Below are 18,726 nucleotides of genomic sequence, written 5' to 3'. Positions count from 1 at the left end.
ACTTAAATATTATGACAGATTCTTTATTTAATGATTTTATTAATTCCTCAACAGTTCCTTTTGCTATTATCTTCCATGATCAATAATATGAATACTATCAGACAAATATTCTGCTTCTTCCATATAATGAGTAGTTAAAATTATCGTTTTACCATTGCCTTTTAATTCTAAAATTAAATCCCATATCATTCTTCTTGCCTGAGGATCTAATCCTGTGGTTGGTTCATCCAAAAATACAATAGCCGGATCATTTACCAGAGCCACTGCAATAGCCAATCTTTGCTTTTGACCACCAGATAATTCCTTTACTCTTGCTTTCTTTTTTTCATCTAAAAATATTTTAGATATCAATTCATTTACATCAAGTGAATTTTTATATAGTCCAGAAAACATTTTTAATGTTTCATAAACTGTTAAATTATCTAAAAACGCACTGTTTTGCAATTGAACTCCTATTTTTTCTTTTATATAAAAATTCTCAGGTGAATTATATTTACCAAAATAAATTATTTCACCTTCATCTTTTTTTCTTAGCCCTTCTATAATCTCTAATGTAGTCGTTTTTCCAGCACCATTAGGCCCTAACAACGAAAAAATTTCTCCTTCTTTTACAGAAAAAGATATTCCATCAACTGCTTTCGTTTCACCATAATACTTTTTTAAATTTTCTATTTTAATAGCATATTGCATTATTTTCCTCCTTTTCGTTTAACTAACATGCTTAATCCAAAAACAATAAATGCTAATCCTATTATATAATTCCATATATTAATATTCACAATCATTTCTACATAAAATATTGTCGCTAACCCCCCAGAACTATTACAGGATACATTATTTCTTTTCTTTTCGTTACTAAATACATCTGAAATAAACCTATAGCTGGAGCTAATATGAATGTAGGCCATAAATATTCCAGATTATCATATCCAAAAAATGCACAAAAATAAAATAATACACCAATTGTTGTTAATAGACCTCCAGGTACTAGTATCCCCGAATGTTTTCTTTTACTATAATAATCATACTCAAATTTTAATCCTGGTAATAATATAAAAATTGGCCATATAAAATTCCATGAAAATTTTATATCAAAAATATTTGATAAAATCAAATATATTCCCAATAAGACTAAAATTATACCGCCAAAAAGATTTTTATTTTTATACATTTTATCACCTCACTTAACCTTCAATGTAATACTCAAGACTCCTGCATCTATACTACCCTGAAAATCTCCATTATCATCTTTTATTAAATCTTCATCGATATTTATTTTTCTTATTCCTCCATCATAATTAAGAAAATAAGTGGTTTTATCTGGTAAATTTATATCTATTTTTGAAACACCACTATCAATATCAAAAAATATTTTTTCTCCAAAATCAGTAATTTCACCTTTAATATTACTTACACCTGCATCTATTTGAAATTTTTTTATTACATTTATATTTTCTTTCAGATTTACATTAGCTACACCACTATTAATAAAAAAATTATAAACATATTTTAAAGGTATTTTTAAATATATTCTATATCCTTCTTTTTTAAACAATGTATTCATGTTCCCAAAATGAAGATTTTCTTTTTCGTATTTAATATTTAATCCATCTGGTCCGTAATAATACCCTGATATTTTTTCAGAATTCTCATCTGTTGATATATTTAACGTAACTGCAGGAACATCAAATTTTAGATTAATTATTTCAGAATTTGGAATTATTTCAAAATTCTTTTCTTCATATTGAGGTTTATCGGATAAAAAATCCGTATATTTATTATCGGAATTCCAGAAAAATAATAATAACAGAAAAATAAGCGTTACTATAATATTAAAATATTTCAACCATTTAAGATTTTTAGATAAAATCGATATGCCAGCTATAATTAACATAAATGGCCAAAACTTTAAAAAGTTAAATCCCATATTCAATAATAAATCAATATTAAACCCTTGAATAATAAAGAAAATTCCTACAACAATAAAAAATATCCCCCATACATATCTCATTTATCTTCTCCCCTTATAATTAAATATACTCCAAAAATTAGAAATAATGCACCAAAAATAACATTAAAAGATATAATATGCGGAAAAAAATTGTTTAATATAAATATTACCCCAAGAATCAAAAAAGTTAATCCTATAAACAAATTATTTCTTTCACTATATTCATGTTTATTAAATTTTTTTTCTGATTCATAAACATCATCGTCAGAAATCACAGGTTCTGCAGGAATAATTACCCACGCTATAATATACAATAAAAATCCAATACCATCAACCAGTAATAATCCCAAGCACACCAGTCTAACAAGTGTTGAACTTATTTCAAAATATTTTGCTAAGCCTCCGCATACACCACCTAAAAACCTATCCTTACGTGAACGGTAGAGTTCCTTTTCCATAACATCACCCCTCTAATTTTTGCTGCCTTTAATAATTATATACTACTTTTATTATATTTTAAATATCAAAATGATATATTGTCATTTTTTCATAGTAAAAAGGCAAATGATTATATGATATAATTAATTCGAAGAATTCCTGTAAGGAGGTATACTATGATATTAAATTTTTTAGCTTTACAATTTAACACATTAAACACTCTGGAAGATAATCTTGAATTTATTGAAGGAATAATGGATTTTGTTTATCACAAAAAATTGTCTTTTTTCTTTATCAATGGTAATCCGTTCAAAAATGGCAATATTAGCGAAGAAGAAATTGAGCAAATCAGTGATTTTTTATCAGCCTTATCAGATTATAACAATTGTACTATAGTTACTGCACAAACATATCAAAAAAGATACAAACTTTTTATTCAAAAACCTTATGAAGAATTAGAAATAACTAATTCCTTTGAGTTCGAGTTAAAGAATGGTAAAAAACTATTAATTAATTCAGATATTCAAGATGAAAAAAATTATTTTAACATTCATATCAACCCTAATTTTGAAATTCAGAATTTAGGATTATTAGAAAAAGTTGAAAATTACCTATATTTAACTCAACCTATTTTAGGAAAAACAAAAATAAAAGTAGGAGATAAAAAATGGGTAGGCGGAAATACCGAAGGTTACTTATATTTCTCCTGGTAATTGTTATTTTCAACTTTTTCAAAATAATTTTTATTACGGATAATACTATTTATATTATCAATATTTCTTATATGCCTAAAACAGAGTTTATAACAGGATATCAATATTTTAATGGTTTTTTCATGTATAAGAAGTTTGACATAGAAAAAAATGCTCTTTTAAAATTCAATTCAATCGGAATTCCTTATTTTATAAACTTATCAAATGAAATTTCAATAAAAAAAACTGAAAATAACATTTTTATATTTTATGAAAAAAATATACATCGCTTTAAAATTGAAGATTTTACTTTTAAATCACAAATTCCAATTAATATCATTGAACTTACAAATATTATAAAATTCCTGAAAAACATTTATATGACTATCCCAAAAAATTTACTGATTTTGAAAACTCAATATAAGCAGTCTTTCTTTGTTCCAGAAAACACTATATTTATCCGTCAAGATGACATAAAAAATGGCATTTTTATTCATGAACTATCTCATTATACTTTTGGATATTTAATTAAAAGAAAAAGTAAAAATGATATCTGGCCGGAGATAATTTGCGAAGCTATTAGATTAAAATATCTATCCATATATGATAATAATTTATACAATAAAATAATAAGCAAAAAAGAAGATGTACCATCTCAAACTTATTCTCAAATACTAAAATATCCTTTGCTTTTAAAAAAATTAAACACTTTTATTTTTAAACTTAAAAATAAATATACCAATTCTCAATTATCAGATCAAGATTTTTTTGAATTTTATTCTTATTTTGAAAGGGGAGAAAATAATTGATATTAGATATAGTTTTAATTGTCACAGGTATGTTCTTATTAATAGAAGGTGCTAACTATTTAATCGAAGGTTCTGTAGGTTTTTCAAGAAAAATAGGTGTTTCCGAATTATTCACTGGATTAACTCTTGTAGCTTTTGGAACCAGTGCTCCCGAACTTTTTGTAAGTATTAGTGCTGCTTTAAATGGTTCAGCAGGTATAGCTTTAGGAAATGTTGTTGGAAGTAATATTACAAATATAGCTTTAATCCTAGGCCTATCTTTAATGATAAAAAAAAGTTCAATACCAAAAAGTACTTTAGTTTATGAAATACCTTTTGTAATTTTAATTTCATTAACTCTACTTTTCATGCTATTGGATGGAAATAGCTCTCTATCTTTATATGATGGTTTTATTCTCTTAACCTACTTAATCATTTTTATAGCTTATATGTATAATATGGCAAAAAATGACAAAAACATTCAGGAACAGTTACTTGAAGAGGTACAGGAAGTAAAAATCGAAACTATGTCATGGAATAAAATAATTTTTTTAGTTTTACTGGGAATTGTAATGCTGGCAATTGGTGGTGAAATAACCGTTAGAGGAGCTTCTCATTTTGCAAAAACTCTCGGTTTAACTGAAACACTCATTGGAGTAACAATTATTGCAATTGGAACATCTTTACCAGAACTTGTAACCAGTATTATCGCTGCTAAAAAAGGAACAAATGATATATTAATAGGTAACCTTATTGGCTCAAATGCTTTTAACATATTGGTAGTCCTGGAATAACAGCAAGCATTCACCCTATTATTCCTGACAGAAGTGTAATTTTTGATGCATATTATATGGTTGGAGTTATAGTATTAACTGAATTATTTTTATTTAAGAAAAGAGAAGCTGGTTTCTGGAAAGGATTAATTCTCTTTTTATCTTATTTAGCATACATAATTATTAATTTAAAATTAGGATAGGAGGGAAAAATATGAAAGTTTACTTCTTGGGTCATGCTGTTGTTTATATAGAAGCAAGTAAAAAAATGATAATCGATCCTTTTTTAACTGGAAACCCACAAGCTAAAAAAAGCATTGCTGATTTCAAAGAATTAGATTACATTTTGATTACTCATGGTCATGGTGATCATATAGGAGATACTGTTGAACTGGCAAAAAAAACAAATGCAACTGTAATTTCTAATTTTGAAATTATAAATTATTTAAGCTTTAAAGGATTAAAAAATTTACATCCCATGCATATTGGTGGAAGAAAAAAATTTGATTTTGGGTCAATAAAGATGACTACCGCATTACATGGTTCTGGAATTATAGAAGGAGACAACATTATATATGGTGGAAATCCTGGAGGATTCATTGTAGAAATAGATGGTAAAAAAATTTATCATTCCGGAGATGCTGGGTTAACAAAAGATATGGAATTATTATCTTTAGAAAAAATAGACCTTGCATTTTTACCCATAGGTGGTAATTTTGTGATGGATATTGAAGATGCTGTAATAGCTACAAAAATGATAAAACCTAAAATTGTTGTTCCTTTTCATTATAATACATGGGAAATAATAAATGCCAACGCTGATGTTTTTAAAAGAAAAGTTGAAAGTTTAAAAATAAAATGCGAAATATTAACTCCTGGAGATTATATAGAATTTTAAAAATGTACATCTTGTTAACTATTTTTCTTTAATATTTAAAGTCATTTTGTTAAAATCCCCTGAAATAAAAATTTTTAAAGGGGTAGAATTGTGAAAGCATATTACTTTGCTAATAAAACATGTAGAACATGTAAGGGATTATGGCCAAAGGTCGAAAATCTTATGAATGAAAACAACATTGAATTAGAATATGTGGATATTGAAGAAAAACCTGAAGTTTCCGGTCAAATGTTAGTTTTCTCTGTCCCAACATTAGTTTTTGTTGATGAAAACAATAAAGAGATAAATAGATTTTATAGAAATTTTGGAATGCACGAAGTACAAGGTTTTATTGATAGATATTTATCGATAATAAATTCTTAGCTCAATCATTTGATTGAGCTTTTTTATATTTATTTTACTTTATTTATTATAATATTACAAAAACGAGAGATTTGTAAACTATAGAAATATTATATCAAAAAAATATGATATGATTTTCTTAGATTTGAATAGAAAGAAGGAATAAAATGGAAACAATCCTAACGTTTATCGGATTATTGGTAGTAATTTCATTTTTCTTTAGATTCATTGGTGCAATTTTTGTTATATTATTTAGATATCCAATATTACTGTTATTTGGTATATTAGGAATATATTTCTTGTTTAGAAATTTCAGATTTAGATTTTACACTTATAAAACAAGAGAAAATCCATATAAAAATTATAGAAATCAGTCTCAAAATTCTTATGGTTCACAAAACTATTATGATTTAAGACAAAAATACGATTATTACAGAACCTTATTTGACTTGCCAGAAAATTTTACTAAAGATGAATTAAGAAAAAGATTTAGAGAGTTAACAAAGAAATACCATCCTGACAAATGTCCAGATAATAGAAAGAAATGCGAAGAACAGTTTAAAAAGATTAATGAAGCTTATGAATTTTTATTAAAATATGCTAAATAACATTGGAGGTGATCGGTATTACTATCTGGGGAAAAATGTTTCAAAGATTTAACCCTATAGAAGAAATTATCAAACATGCCCGTATTGTTGAAGAAGCTTCTGATTATTTACCTGAACTTTTTGAAAGATATTTAAACGGAAAACCCATTGATGATTTAGTAAAAAAAATTGATAAGCTTGAAGATGATGCAGACGATATAAAAAGAAATTTCAGACAATTCTTAAAAAAGGGTATTTATATCGTTTTGAAAGATCAGAGTTATTAAATTTTATAGATCTTCAAGACAAAATAATCGATTTAATTGAAGATGTTGCGAAAAAAATGACTTTTAATAGAATAAACTTTGATGAAGAACATAAAAAGATGATTTATTCCGTTGTTGATGAAATAGAAAAAATGCTCGATCATTTTAAGAAAACTGTAAAATACATAAATGTGATTCTTGATTCTGATTTCTCTAAAAACACCATATCTTCTGAAGAAAAAGACATTGATGAAATGAAATGGTTCGAAAAAGATATAGATAATAAGTTATTTGCATTTGGAAAATGGTTATATTCTCAAAAAGAAATATTACATCCTGTTGATTTCCTTTATATTAGAGAATTAATATTACTACTTGCAAGAATAGCAGATGTTACTCAAAATGTTTGTGATAGAGTTCATATACTTATCAATGAGTAAAGGAGGAAGACTGTGACTATCATACTTATAATAGGATTACTCATCGGATTTGGAATGGCTTTAGCAATTGGAGCAAATGATGTTGCCAATTCTATGGCTACTGCAGTTGGAGCAAAAGCTATAACTCCAAAACAGGCTGTTGTCATTGCTGGTATTCTTGAATTTGTTGGTGCCACATTTTTCGGAAAGCAGGTTACAGACACTATCAGAAAAGGTATTTTGCATTTAGATATCTTAGCCGATCCAAAACTGGTTATCTGGGGTTCTATGGCTGCATTATTAGGTGCTACAATCTGGCTTGCAATTGCTACCTATAAATCGTGGCCAGTTTCTACAACTCATTCTATTGTCGGTGGTATGGTTGGATATGGTATTGCAGCTGGTGGTGTTGCTGTAGTTAATTGGTCTAAAATTGTTACTATTACATTAAGTTGGTTAATCTCTCCTTTAGTTGGTTTAGTTGTTTCTTTCTTTATGTTTAAAGCTATTTCTGCTACTATTCTTCATAGTAAAGATATAAAGAAAAACTCAAAATTATGGATTCCTTTCTTTCTTGGTTTGGCTGCATTTATTATAGGTCTTTCATTTATTGTAAAAGCTCTTCATATACCTATAAGCTTTAAAACTATTATCTATGCTGTATTATTTGGTGCACTAACATCATTAATAATTATGATATATATTATTTCAAAATTAAAAAATGTATCAGATGATCCATATGTTTATGTTGAAGAAATATTTAGAAAATCTCAAGTAGTAACTTCATGTTATGTTGCTTTAGCACATGGCGCAAATGATGTTGCTAACGCTATTGGTCCAGTAGCTGCAATTTATGCAGCAGTTGTAACTGGTACAGTAGGAGCCAAAGCAGAAATACCAAGATATATTCTTGCCCTTGGTGGTTTAGGTATAGCTATTGGTGTAGCTGTATGGGGAAGTAGAGTTATGAAAACTGTAGGAACTGAAATCACAGAGTTAAATAATTCAAGAGGTTTTGCTATAGATTTTTCAACTGCTACAACAGTATTATTAGCATCTAATATGGGGATGCCAATCTCCACAACTCATACCGTTGTTGGTTCTGTTATTGGTAATGGTTTGGCAAGAGGTACTGGATCAATTAATCTTGGAGTAATAAAAGATATTTTTGTATCATGGTTTTTAACAGTTCCAGCAGCAGCTATTGTTTCTTATATTATTTTCAAGATATTTGCTTTATTCATTTAAAAAAACGTTAATCATAACTTACTAATAATGTTTAAGGTTTGAAGTATTAATTTGTTAAAATAGTCTTACCTATAATTAGGTAAGACTATTTTTATTGGAGGTGTACGTATGAAAAATGCTATTTATGCACAATCAGGTGGAGTTACTAGTGTAATTAACGCTTCTGCTTATGGGGTAATAAAGGCTGCTTTAAGTGCAAAAGATATTGATAATATATATGTTGCTATTAATGGAATAAATGGTGTCTTTAATGAAGCACTAGCAGATATGAAAAAGGAAAATCCTGAACAAATAGAATTATTAAAATTCACTCCATCAAGCGCTTTTGGTTCATGTAGAAGAAAATTAAAAACAGAAGAAGATTTCAAAAAAGTTTTTGAAGTCTTTGAAAAATATGATATTCATTATTTCTTTTATAATGGTGGAAATGACTCTATGGATACAGCAAATAAAATTCATCAATATGCCCAAAAAAATGGTTATGATTTAAAAGTCATTGGTGTTCCAAAAACCGTAGATAATGACTTACCAGAAACTGATCACACTCCAGGATTTGGTTCTATTGCAAAATATTTATCCGTAGCAATTTTAGAAGGAACTTTAGATGTTAAAAGCATGGCTGCTGATTCAACAAAAGTATTTATACTTGAAACAATGGGAAGACATGCAGGTTGGGTAGCCGCATCAACCGCTTTAGCAAAAAGACATGAGAGTGATGGACCTCACATTATATTAATGCCAGAAGTTCCTTTTAATAAAGAAAAATTCTTTGCTAAAATTCAAGAAACAATTGAAAAATACGGATATTGTTCTATTGCCGCTTCAGAAGGGATAAAATATGAAGATGGTTCTTTTGTTGCTGCAAGAGGATATCAGGATAACTTTGGGAATGTTCAACTCGGCGGAATAGGTTCTACTTTAGCAAATATGATAAAAACTGAATTAAACATAAAAACTCATTATGCTGTTCCAGATTATTTACAAAGAAGTGGAAGACATATATCCAGTCAGGTAGATGTTAACGAAGCTATAACAGTTGGTGCTATGGCTGTAAGATATGCTTTAGAAGGAAAAAGTGGATATATGGTTGGAATTGAAAGAATAATGAATTCACCTTATCTAAGTACAACAAAATTAATTCCTTTAGAAAATGTAGCAAATGAAACAAAATTAGTTCCACCAGAATTTATTACCGAAGATGGTATGTTTGTAAATGAAAAATTTATTAAATACGCTTTACCATTAATAGAGGGAGAATATTATCCACCATATTTAAACGGAATACCTGTTTATGCTAAATTAAAACTTGAAATAGTAAAAAAATGATAAAAAAATCTCAGTTGTATCTGCAACTGAGATTTTTTACTTGAATTTAATGTATAATATTATTGAGGTGGATCAAATGAATAAATTTAAATTATATTCAAAATATAAACCACAGGGTGATCAGCCTGAAGCTATACAAAAATTAATAGAAGGAATAGAAAAAAACTATAGATTTCAAACATTATTAGGTGTCACCGGTTCCGGTAAGACCTTTACTATGGCTAATGTTATTGAAAAATTGAACAGACCTACTCTTATCCTCTCACCAAATAAAATATTAGCTGTTCAGTTATATAGAGAATTTAAAGAATTTTTCCCGGAAAATAAGGTTGAATTTTTTATTAGTTATTATGATTATTATCAACCTGAAGCCTATTTACCAGGAAGAGACATGTATATCGAAAAAGATGCAAGTATTAACGATGTGCTTCAAAAAATGCGATTATCAACATTAAAATCTGTTTTGACTCGACGAGATGTTATCGTTGTTGCCAGTGTGTCAACTATATATGCTTCAGGAAATCCTGAAGATTTTGCCGGAATTAACTTAAAATTGGAAGTAGGTAAAGAATATAATAGAAGATTCATATTGGAATCTCTTGCAAAAATGTTATATACTCGTTCAGAAGATAAACACACAGGTGGAGTTTTTAGATTTAAAGGCGATATTTTAGAAATATACCCACCATATGAAGATTTTGGAATTAGAGTTGAATTCTTTGACGATGAAGTTGAAAAAATTTATTCTTTTGATGTTCTTAACAGAACTAAAATAGAATTTTTTGATAAAATCACTATTTATCCTGCAAGCGAATTTGTTACAACTGAAGAAAAAATCAAAAGAGCCATTGATTCCATTAGAAGTGAATTAGAAATACGAGTTGAAGAATTTCAAAAAGCCGGTAAATTATTAGAAGCACAAAGGATTAAACAACGAACATTAATGGATATGGAATTGTTAGAGACACTTGGCCATTGTAAAGGAATAGAAAATTATTCAAGACATTTTGATAATAGAAAACCTGGTGATCCTCCATGGACATTGCTTGATTATTTCGATAAGGATTTTATAACCTTCATAGATGAATCTCATATAGCAATACCTCAATTAAGAGCTATGTGGGCTGGTGACCATTCAAGAAAAAGAAATTTAATAGAATACGGTTTTAGATTGCCCTCTGCATATGATAATAGACCTCTAAAATTTGAAGAATTTTTAGAAAGAATAAAACAAACAATATTTGTTTCCGCTACTCCTGGTCCTTTTGAATTAGAAAATTCGGAACAAATTGTAGAGCAGATTATAAGACCTACTGGATTGATAGATCCAGAAGTTGTTGTAAAACCCACTATTGGTCAGGTTGATGATTTCATTAGTGAATTAACAAAGATTATTAAAAGAAATGAAAGAGCTATAGCTGTTGTTTTGACTAAAAAAGATGCTGAAATGTTAGCAGATCATTTGAACCTTTTAGGTATAAAAGCTACTTATTTACATTCAGAATTAGATGCTATGGAAAGAGCTGAAGTGGTGAGGAAATTAAGAAGTGGTGAAGTGGATGTAGTAATCGGTGTTAATCTGTTAAGAGAAGGTCTTGACTTACCTGAGGTTTCTCTTGTTGCAATAATGGATTCAGATAGAGAAGGTTTCTTAAGATCTGAAACTACCCTAATCCAAACGATAGGTCGTGCAGCAAGAAATATAAATGGAAAAGTAATATTATATGCTGATAAAATTACAGATGCTATGCAAAATGCAATATATGAAACCAACAGAAGAAGAAAATTACAAATGGATTATAACGAAACACATGGAATTAAACCAAAATCAATAATAAAAGAGTTACCAAAAAATATATTTGAACAGTTTATGGAAAAGGTTGAAAAACCAGAATTTATCTTTGAAGTAGCAGAAAATACTACTCCGCAAGAATATATACAACTATTAGAAATGGAAATGTTTAAAGCAGCATCTGAATTAAGATACGAAGATGCAGCAAAATATAGAGACGAAATCAAAAAAGTAAAGAAAAAATATAGAATTAAATAAGACCTTCGGTTGAAGGTCTTATTTAATATCTTCTGTATAAACTTACAACTTTTCCAACGATTTCCCATTTTAAATCATCAGTTAATATTATAGGATCATATTTTTGATTTAAACTATATAGCATTGCAGGACCGTCCATAGGTTTTCTATAAACCTTTACAAGCGCATCTGCACCGTCATTTATTAATGCTACTACTCTGTTTCCTGATTCAATATAAGCATGTGGATCTACAATTACATAATCCCCTTCTTTTATCTCTGGCTCCATACTATCTCCAATAACTTCAACAGCAAATTCTCCTTTTGAACCTACAGGAATATAAATTTCGTCTATTGGATATTCTCCGGGTTCTGCAATCCCTGAAACTCCTGCAGCTACTTTTTCGTATACAGGAATTTTTTTCATATTTACTTTAATTACATTATCATCATTTATTTCTTTATCCAATCCCAATATATAATCTGCGGATACATTAAAATATCTGGACAATTCCAATATAACCTCAGCAGAAGGCAAATTCATTCCTGATTCAATTCTATAAACACTGTTCCCTGCTATCCCAATAATGTTACCTAACTTTTCTCTTGATAATCCTTTCCTTTTTCTTAATTTTTCTATCCTCTTTCCTATACCATTATCGTTAACCATTCTCCCACCTCTCTTTCTATATATATTATACACTATTTTCTACGTCTGGGTAGAATTGTTACTTATTTTTTACAATTTCTTAATTGTATTTCTTTAGAATTTGTAGTAACATAAAATCAAGAAACTTATATGTAGAAATAATTATTTATAAAAATTACAAATAGGAGGTAATATTATGATTAAAACAAATGAGTTGGTAAAATGGTATGAAGAAAAAAGACATTACTTCAAAAAGTTCTTATTGAACTCTGAAAAAATAAATATTTATTAGAATTAATCGGATTGGATAACAAAATTACAGAAAGAGAAATTATAAATCTAAATTCAATTGATGAATTAGAAAATTATATTAAAATACTTTTCGACAAAGAGATTAAAGAAATGTTTAAAAACACTGGCAAACAACCTCTTTCAGCATAGATTAAAAATGGCCTGTTTTAAAAACAGGCCTATATTTTATTCACATATTATAAACTCTTTCAAATAATGTTATATTGTTTTCTAAAATTTTCCCCGATAACAAATCATTTATTGCTTCTAAATAATGTTCTTTTTTTACTTCTGGAATTAATTTCATTTTTGCCATTGTTGCTAAAATTACCATATTTTGCATTCTTGAATCTTTTAAATCATCTAAAAATACTCTAATTAATTCGATCTTTCTTTTTTTGCTTCTTTTTCTATTATCTCATTTTCTACTTCTTTAGCTTTTCTTAATCTAACATCTAATGGTTGCCAAACTGCATCATAATATATAAGTGTAGAATTATTTTTTGAATAATCATTCATTCCTCTTAGGGTTTCATGTCTTTCTAAGGCTACAACCAAATCTGCCTGCCCTTTCATAATAAGTGGTGAATTTATATTATCTCCTATTCTTATATTTGAAGAAACTGTTCCTCCCCTTTGAGCTAAACCATGTGTATCCACTCCTCTGACATTTAACCCTGCCTTATCTGCAGAACGAATTATTACTTCACTTAATAATCCTATTCCCTGTCCTCCAACACCTATTAAATATATATTAAATGCCTTCATTATTTATCACCTTCTTTTGATACTATTTTAAAGGATAATGCATTAGTTGGACAGGTTTGAATACAGGAGCCATCACCTATACATAAATCTTCCTGAACCCAGACATTTCCTTCAGGAGTAATTTGATACGCAGGACAACCGAAATCACTAATACATACATATTGATGGTCACATTTATCGGTAACCTCTACTTTATTATTTTTAAATATTCCTTTTTTTCTTTGTTCTCTTGTTAATTTTAACATGCATGGGTGTTTTGCTATAATAACCTTTAATCCCTTTTCTTTTTGAGCTTCAAGTACATATTCTCTTAATTTTGATTGTTGATATGTATCCACTTCTTTTATATATTTTACTCCTAAACCTTCTAACATTTTCTTTATAGGTATTGCTTCTGTTGTTCCATTAAAGTTTTTCCCTATAGATGGCAACTCTTGATGTCCAGTCATAGCAGTAGTTCCATTTTCCATAATTATAAGAGTTAAATTGTGATTATTATATATTGCATTAATAATACCTGGAATTCCTGCATGGAATAATGTTGAATCTCCTAAAAATGCAACTACTTTTCTTGTATCATTAAACAACGATAAACCAGAACCTGTTGATGTTGAATGTCCCATAGATAATAATACCTGACCCATTTTATATGGTTCCAGGAAGCCAAGAGTATGACAGCCTATATCGGCAACTGTAATATCTGTTTCTTTTAGTGCATATTTAATTGCATGAAATGCAGATCTATGTCCACATCCTGGACACAATTGAGGTGGTCTTGGATTTAATTTTACTGTTGGTATGTTGATTTCAATTTCTTGCAATAAATCTGGCCAGGTTCTTTTTAATATTGTATAGACTTTGTCTGGTTTATACTCTCCGATCCAATCCTCTATGTCCTCTTTACCAATAATCTTTGTTTTTATATTATTATCATATGCTATAGCTTTTATATCTTTTTCCATTACATCATCTAATTCCTCTAAAATTTTCACTTCTTCATGTGTTTTAAGAAATTCTATGATTTTCTTTTTTGGCAAAGGATTTACTATTCCTATTTTCAAGATATCTATTTTCTCATTTGCATATTCCAAAACATCCAATAACGATAAATAAGGTAACCCAGATACTATAATACCTTTCTTTTTATTTCCATTATCAATATATTCATTAAACCTTGATTCATTTGATATTTTTTTGAAATCTTCCAATTTTTTTAACGCTATTCTTTTCATATTTAATGCACGTTCTGCTATAGGTATATGTGGTGCATTTAAATGATCAAATTTTGGCGAATAATCATAATCTTCTATTTTTAATTTTCCAAATTTTATTTTTTCTTTTGCATGACATACATGTGTAGTTAATCTCAATATTACTGGCATATGTTTTTCTTTAGCAATTTTAGCTGCTTCTTTAAACATTTCATAGACTTCTTTAGGAGAATTTGGCTCAAACATTGGTATATATGAAAGTTTTGAAAAATGTCTATTATCCTGTTCATTTTGTGAGGAATTTGCTCCTGGATCATCCCCAGAACAACTACCATGCCACCTTTTAAATCAAATAACCCCAATTGAACAAAAGAATCAGCCGCAACATTTATCCCTACACTTTTAAAAAACACCGTTGATAAATGTCCATTCATTGCAGCACCAAATGCCACCTCAGTAGCAACCTTTTCATTTACAGAAAATTCAAAATACATTGGATTATTCGGTATGCTTCTAATACCTTCTGCAATTTCTGGAGTTGGCGATCCTGGATAAGAAGTTACCACCTTTACCCAGATTCCAGCATTGCTCTAACCAAAGCATGATTACCCATAACAATTTCACTTACAGGTTCTTCAGAAATTAATATATCACCTAATGTTTTCAAATTTATCACCCCAATATCTTTTCGCTTCGCGAAAGAAATTAGTTTTTTATAATATAACTTTTTAAATATTTCACAAAACGAAACTTTTTTCAAAGCAAAGCTTCTACAAAACATAAAAACTAAGGATTAAAATTTTTAATATAAAGGTGTAAAATTCATTTTTGTCCAATAATCATCCGATAACTCTTTATACATACTATATAATATTTCTCTATGAGTTTCTTCCCATTTAGCTAATCTTTTAAATAATTCTTTTGCTTCGTTATTTTCAACTTTTTCTGCAGCTTTTTTATAGAAATTCATAAAATCATCTTCAATTAAATATGCCATTTTTAATATAGACAAGTCCAATGTCATATCTTGAACTACTCCACCTGTTATTTCTTTTAATTCCCTTTTCTCAAACAAATTATCATCATTTTCTTCAAAATCAATATCAAGACTTTGTTCTTTTTCATATTTTTCTATTAAACGTTTTATATAATCTGCATGACCTTGTTCCATTTCTACTAACATAGAAAATACTTCTTTTAAATTTTCATTTGAAATACTGTCCATTTTTAACTTATAAAAATCTCTTCCTTCTATTTCTTTAGTCAAAGCATAATTCAATATTCCAATAATACCATCTTTCATTTTAATCCCCCTATTTAATTATTATACATTTGTAATTATATCATATTTTTATTAATTTTAGAAATAAATAATTAAAAAAAATCGCGGCTTTAAACCGCGATTTTATTATTGTGGATATTTGACAAATCCTATTAAATAATGTTGATATGGCATTATTGGATTATATGGAACAACTCTTACATTCCAACCATATTGCCCTCTTTCGTCTACTTCAAATTCTCCTTCATATAAATACGTATCTTTATTTACTTCTTTTACTAATTTCATATCAAATGATTTCAAAGATACAACTTTATTATCTTCTAATTTCGCTAATACTATTTGTGTCAATACAGAATCTGGTCCTATACCTGGTAGGTAAATCTCTGCTTTTACTTCTATTTTTCCACCTGTTGCATAAACAACATCCTCGTTCACATTAGACAATACTTTTATTCTAATACTGTCCCAATTTCTTTCCAATAGTTCTACCCAGTTAGCAAATCTTCTTGTAATCTCAAAATTATCTTTCACAAATTTTTCTCCTAATTCTGCTGCTGTCATGTATAATTTTTGAGTATACTCCTTCAACATTCTATGAGTGTTGAAGAATGATGTAACCGAAATAATTGATTCTTTCATAATCTTAATCCATTCTCTGGATACACCTAATTCCTCATTATGATCATAATATAAAGGTACAATTTCTTTTTCTAATGTATTATAAATAGATACGCTATCAATTCTATCCTGCAATTCTAAATCTGTATAGTCTCTTTCATCTCCAATAGCCCATCCATTTTTTCCATTATATCCTTCTACCCACCAACCATCTAATACACTAAAGTTTGGTGAACCATTCATTCCAGCTTTTTGACCACTTGTTCCACTGGCTTCTCTAGGTCTTCTCGGATTATTTAACCATATATCCACACCCGCTACCAAATGTCTTGCAACATTCATATCGTAATTTTCAATAAATACTATTTTATCCTTAAATTCAGGCATTCTGGAAATTTCATAAATTCTCTTAATTAGTTCCTGACCCGGTTTATCAGCTGGATGCGCTTTACCAGCGAATATTAACTGGACAGGTCTTTCAGGATTGTTTAATATTTTCTTTAATCTATCTAAGTCTTTAAATATTAATGTAGCTCTTTTATATGTTGCAAATCTTCTTGCAAAACCTATTGTTAACGCATTTGGATCAAGGATTTCTTCAATTTCTTCTAATTGTTCTACAGTTTCTCCATGTCTCATTCTTTGTAACTTAGTTCTTTCATGTATAAATGAAATTAATTTTTTCTTTAAATATTTTCTTACATTCCATAATTCTTCATCTGGAATATTGTCTATCTTTTTCCATAAATCTGGATCATCAATCTTTTCATGCCAATCTCTTCCAAGATAATTAGTAAATAAATCCTGTAATTCCTTTGAAATCCATGTAGTTGCATGAACTCCATTAGTAACATGTGTAATAGGAACTTCTACAGCTTCTAATCCTTTCCAGATATCCTTTGCTAAATCCCTTGAAACTTCTCCATGTAATTTACTTACTCCATTTGCTCTTGATGATAAATTTAGAGCCAATGTTGTCATAGAAAATAATTCCGAACCATCTGGTCTTATTTCAGCACCCAAATCTAAAAATTCTCTTCTAGATGCTTTCAATTGCGGCCAATAATTTTTAAAATATCTATCCATTAAATGGAATGGAAATGCATCATGCCCAGCAGGCACAGGTGTATGTGTTGTAAATACAGCACTGGCTTTAGCTGCTTGAACTGCTTCTCTAAAGGTTAATCCCTGTTCTTGAACAAATTCTCTTATTCTCTCCAATCCCAAAAATGCGGAATGTCCTTCATTCATATGCCATACTGATGGATTATATCCAATGGCTCTTAACGCTCTAACTCCACCTATACCCAATAATATTTCCTGGCGAATTCTCATTTCCTGATCTCCACCATATAATTGGTAAGTAATCATTCTATCTTCTGGATCGTTTTGCGGAATATCTGTATCTAAATATATTAAATTAATTCTTCCTACCTGTAATTTCCATATTTTTGCATAAACTTTTCTATTATCCATTTCTACTGTAACAAATAATTCATTTCCGTCTTCATCTTTCACAGGAACAACTGGAAAATTATCAAAGTCATATGGATTAAAAATTGCTTCCTGCCATCCTTCAGAATTAATTCTTTGTTCAAAATATCCCTGTTTGTATAATAAACCTACTGCAACAAGGGGTATCCCCAAATCACTGGAAGATTTAAGATGATCTCCAGCTAATACACCTAATCCACCAGAATAATTTGGAAATGACTCATGAAGTCCATATTCCGCACAAAAATATGCAAATTCTCCACCTTTATATTCTCTATGAGTTGATTTAAACCATGTGTTTTCTGCTTTCATATATTCATCAAATTTTTCAATAACCTGAGAATATAACGAAACTATAGCCTTATTTTCAGCAGCTTCATTTAATTTTTTTTGACTAACTTTTTTCAAAAATAATACAGGATTTCTATTTACACCGACCCATAACTCTTCATCTATTCTTTCAAATATCTCCTGTGCATCATAATTCCATGTCCACCAAAGATTCTTACTTAATTCAGGTAACCTCGATAATTTTTCTGGTACCTTAGGCAAAACATTTATCTTTGAAATAAATTCCATGGAAAGTCCTCCCTCCAAAATTTAATATATCCAATACATATTATACCAAAAATTATTGATTTTGTGCAATAATC

The 18,726-nt window shown here is 28.7% G+C and carries 22 protein-coding genes and 1 pseudogene; 12 read left to right on the top strand and 11 right to left on the bottom strand.

What is annotated here, in order from left to right; all coding sequences use genetic code 11:
- Positions 1 to 66: 66 nt before the first annotated feature.
- The 4 genes from DJ007_RS09850 to DJ007_RS09835 all read right to left on the bottom strand — a co-directional run bounded on the left by DJ007_RS09850 (position 67) and on the right by DJ007_RS09835 (position 2,409).
- The gene (locus DJ007_RS09850) at positions 67 to 690 is read right to left on the bottom strand and encodes an ABC transporter ATP-binding protein (protein WP_240739475.1); all 624 of its coding nucleotides are present in this window, start codon (positions 688 to 690) and stop codon (positions 67 to 69) included.
- Between the two features lie 115 nt (positions 691 to 805).
- Positions 806 to 1,171, bottom strand: coding sequence for a LiaI-LiaF-like domain-containing protein (locus tag DJ007_RS09845; RefSeq protein ID WP_129409419.1), 366 nt, complete (start codon positions 1,169 to 1,171; stop codon positions 806 to 808).
- Between the two features lie 9 nt (positions 1,172 to 1,180).
- Positions 1,181 to 2,011, bottom strand: a complete 831-nt coding sequence (locus DJ007_RS09840) for a LiaF transmembrane domain-containing protein (protein WP_129409418.1) — start codon at positions 2,009 to 2,011, stop codon at positions 1,181 to 1,183.
- Positions 2,008 to 2,409, bottom strand: coding sequence for a PspC domain-containing protein (locus tag DJ007_RS09835; protein WP_129409417.1), 402 nt, complete (start codon positions 2,407 to 2,409; stop codon positions 2,008 to 2,010). Before DJ007_RS09835 ends, DJ007_RS09840 begins: the two co-directional genes overlap by 4 nt.
- Positions 2,410 to 2,565: 156 nt before the next feature.
- On the opposite strand from DJ007_RS09835, the gene DJ007_RS09830 reads away from it, so the two are divergent.
- The 11 genes and pseudogenes from DJ007_RS09830 (at position 2,566) to uvrB (ending at position 11,778) form a co-directional block, all read left to right on the top strand.
- Complete coding sequence (locus tag DJ007_RS09830; RefSeq protein WP_129409416.1) at positions 2,566 to 3,102, top strand: hypothetical protein; 537 nt, start codon at positions 2,566 to 2,568, stop codon at positions 3,100 to 3,102.
- 71 nt (positions 3,103 to 3,173) lie between these two features.
- Positions 3,174 to 3,890 carry a hypothetical protein gene (locus DJ007_RS09825; RefSeq protein ID WP_129409415.1) on the top strand — a complete coding sequence of 239 codons (717 nt, stop codon included), beginning with the start codon at positions 3,174 to 3,176 and terminating at the stop codon, positions 3,888 to 3,890.
- On the top strand, positions 3,887 to 4,663 hold the full coding sequence (locus DJ007_RS09820) for a calcium/sodium antiporter (protein ID WP_240739474.1): 777 nt from the start codon (positions 3,887 to 3,889) through the stop codon (positions 4,661 to 4,663). Before DJ007_RS09825 ends, DJ007_RS09820 begins: the two co-directional genes overlap by 4 nt.
- Positions 4,664 to 4,719: 56 nt before the next feature.
- Positions 4,720 to 4,845, top strand: a complete 126-nt coding sequence (locus DJ007_RS19245; RefSeq protein ID WP_276318733.1) for a hypothetical protein — start codon at positions 4,720 to 4,722, stop codon at positions 4,843 to 4,845.
- An 11-nt stretch (positions 4,846 to 4,856) separates the two neighbouring features.
- Entirely contained in the window at positions 4,857 to 5,540 is a 684-nt protein-coding gene (locus DJ007_RS09815; RefSeq protein ID WP_129409414.1) for a metal-dependent hydrolase, read from the top strand.
- A 90-nt stretch (positions 5,541 to 5,630) separates the two neighbouring features.
- Positions 5,631 to 5,903: a thioredoxin family protein gene (locus DJ007_RS09810; RefSeq protein WP_165974107.1), complete on the top strand. Its 273-nt coding sequence runs from the start codon at positions 5,631 to 5,633 to the stop codon at positions 5,901 to 5,903.
- A 146-nt stretch (positions 5,904 to 6,049) separates the two neighbouring features.
- Positions 6,050 to 6,490, top strand: a complete 441-nt coding sequence (locus DJ007_RS09805) for a J domain-containing protein (protein WP_129409412.1) — start codon at positions 6,050 to 6,052, stop codon at positions 6,488 to 6,490.
- A 35-nt stretch (positions 6,491 to 6,525) separates the two neighbouring features.
- Positions 6,526 to 7,175: pseudogene (locus DJ007_RS09795) on the top strand (DUF47 domain-containing protein).
- A gap of 54 nt (positions 7,176 to 7,229) precedes the next feature.
- The gene (locus tag DJ007_RS09790) at positions 7,230 to 8,402 is read left to right on the top strand and encodes an inorganic phosphate transporter (protein WP_129409535.1); all 1,173 of its coding nucleotides are present in this window, start codon (positions 7,230 to 7,232) and stop codon (positions 8,400 to 8,402) included.
- A 108-nt stretch (positions 8,403 to 8,510) separates the two neighbouring features.
- Entirely contained in the window at positions 8,511 to 9,728 is a 1,218-nt protein-coding gene (locus tag DJ007_RS09785) for a 6-phosphofructokinase (RefSeq protein WP_129409409.1), read from the top strand.
- 76 nt (positions 9,729 to 9,804) lie between these two features.
- Positions 9,805 to 11,778, top strand: a complete 1,974-nt coding sequence (gene uvrB / locus DJ007_RS09780; RefSeq protein ID WP_129409408.1) for an excinuclease ABC subunit UvrB — start codon at positions 9,805 to 9,807, stop codon at positions 11,776 to 11,778.
- Positions 11,779 to 11,800: 22 nt separating this feature from the next.
- On the opposite strand, the gene DJ007_RS09775 is transcribed toward uvrB, so the two are convergent.
- Entirely contained in the window at positions 11,801 to 12,427 is a 627-nt protein-coding gene (locus DJ007_RS09775; protein WP_129409407.1) for a LexA family protein, read from the bottom strand.
- A 282-nt stretch (positions 12,428 to 12,709) separates the two neighbouring features.
- Between DJ007_RS09775 and DJ007_RS14785 the strand changes: the two genes are divergently transcribed.
- On the top strand, positions 12,710 to 12,847 hold the full coding sequence (locus DJ007_RS14785) for a hypothetical protein (protein ID WP_165974106.1): 138 nt from the start codon (positions 12,710 to 12,712) through the stop codon (positions 12,845 to 12,847).
- A 40-nt stretch (positions 12,848 to 12,887) separates the two neighbouring features.
- Here DJ007_RS14785 and DJ007_RS19240 read toward each other — a convergent pair whose 3' ends face one another.
- From DJ007_RS19240 to glgP, 6 genes are all read right to left on the bottom strand, one after another.
- Complete coding sequence (locus DJ007_RS19240) at positions 12,888 to 13,040, bottom strand: hypothetical protein (protein ID WP_206076286.1); 153 nt, start codon at positions 13,038 to 13,040, stop codon at positions 12,888 to 12,890.
- A gap of 35 nt (positions 13,041 to 13,075) precedes the next feature.
- Entirely contained in the window at positions 13,076 to 13,465 is a 390-nt protein-coding gene (locus DJ007_RS09770) for a 2-oxoacid:acceptor oxidoreductase family protein (protein WP_206076285.1), read from the bottom strand.
- Positions 13,465 to 14,922: a thiamine pyrophosphate-dependent enzyme gene (locus DJ007_RS09765; protein WP_206076326.1), complete on the bottom strand. Its 1,458-nt coding sequence runs from the start codon at positions 14,920 to 14,922 to the stop codon at positions 13,465 to 13,467. The genes DJ007_RS09770 and DJ007_RS09765 overlap by 1 nt, the downstream gene beginning before the upstream one ends.
- Entirely contained in the window at positions 14,838 to 15,242 is a 405-nt protein-coding gene (locus tag DJ007_RS16035) for a ferredoxin family protein (RefSeq protein WP_206076284.1), read from the bottom strand. Before DJ007_RS16035 ends, DJ007_RS09765 begins: the two co-directional genes overlap by 85 nt.
- Before the next feature lie 236 nt (positions 15,243 to 15,478).
- Positions 15,479 to 15,979 carry a ferritin family protein gene (locus DJ007_RS09760; RefSeq protein WP_129409406.1) on the bottom strand — a complete coding sequence of 167 codons (501 nt, stop codon included), beginning with the start codon at positions 15,977 to 15,979 and terminating at the stop codon, positions 15,479 to 15,481.
- 105 nt (positions 15,980 to 16,084) lie between these two features.
- Positions 16,085 to 18,652 (bottom strand): alpha-glucan family phosphorylase, encoded by a 2,568-nt coding sequence (gene glgP, locus DJ007_RS09755; protein WP_129409405.1) that lies wholly within the window; start codon positions 18,650 to 18,652, stop codon positions 16,085 to 16,087.
- Between the last annotated feature and the right edge of the window lie 74 nt (positions 18,653 to 18,726).

The organism is Marinitoga lauensis, from assembly GCF_004135675.1.
Taxonomy (GTDB): domain Bacteria; phylum Thermotogota; class Thermotogae; order Petrotogales; family Petrotogaceae; genus Marinitoga; species Marinitoga lauensis.
This window is presented reverse-complemented; position numbering and strand designations above follow the sequence as displayed.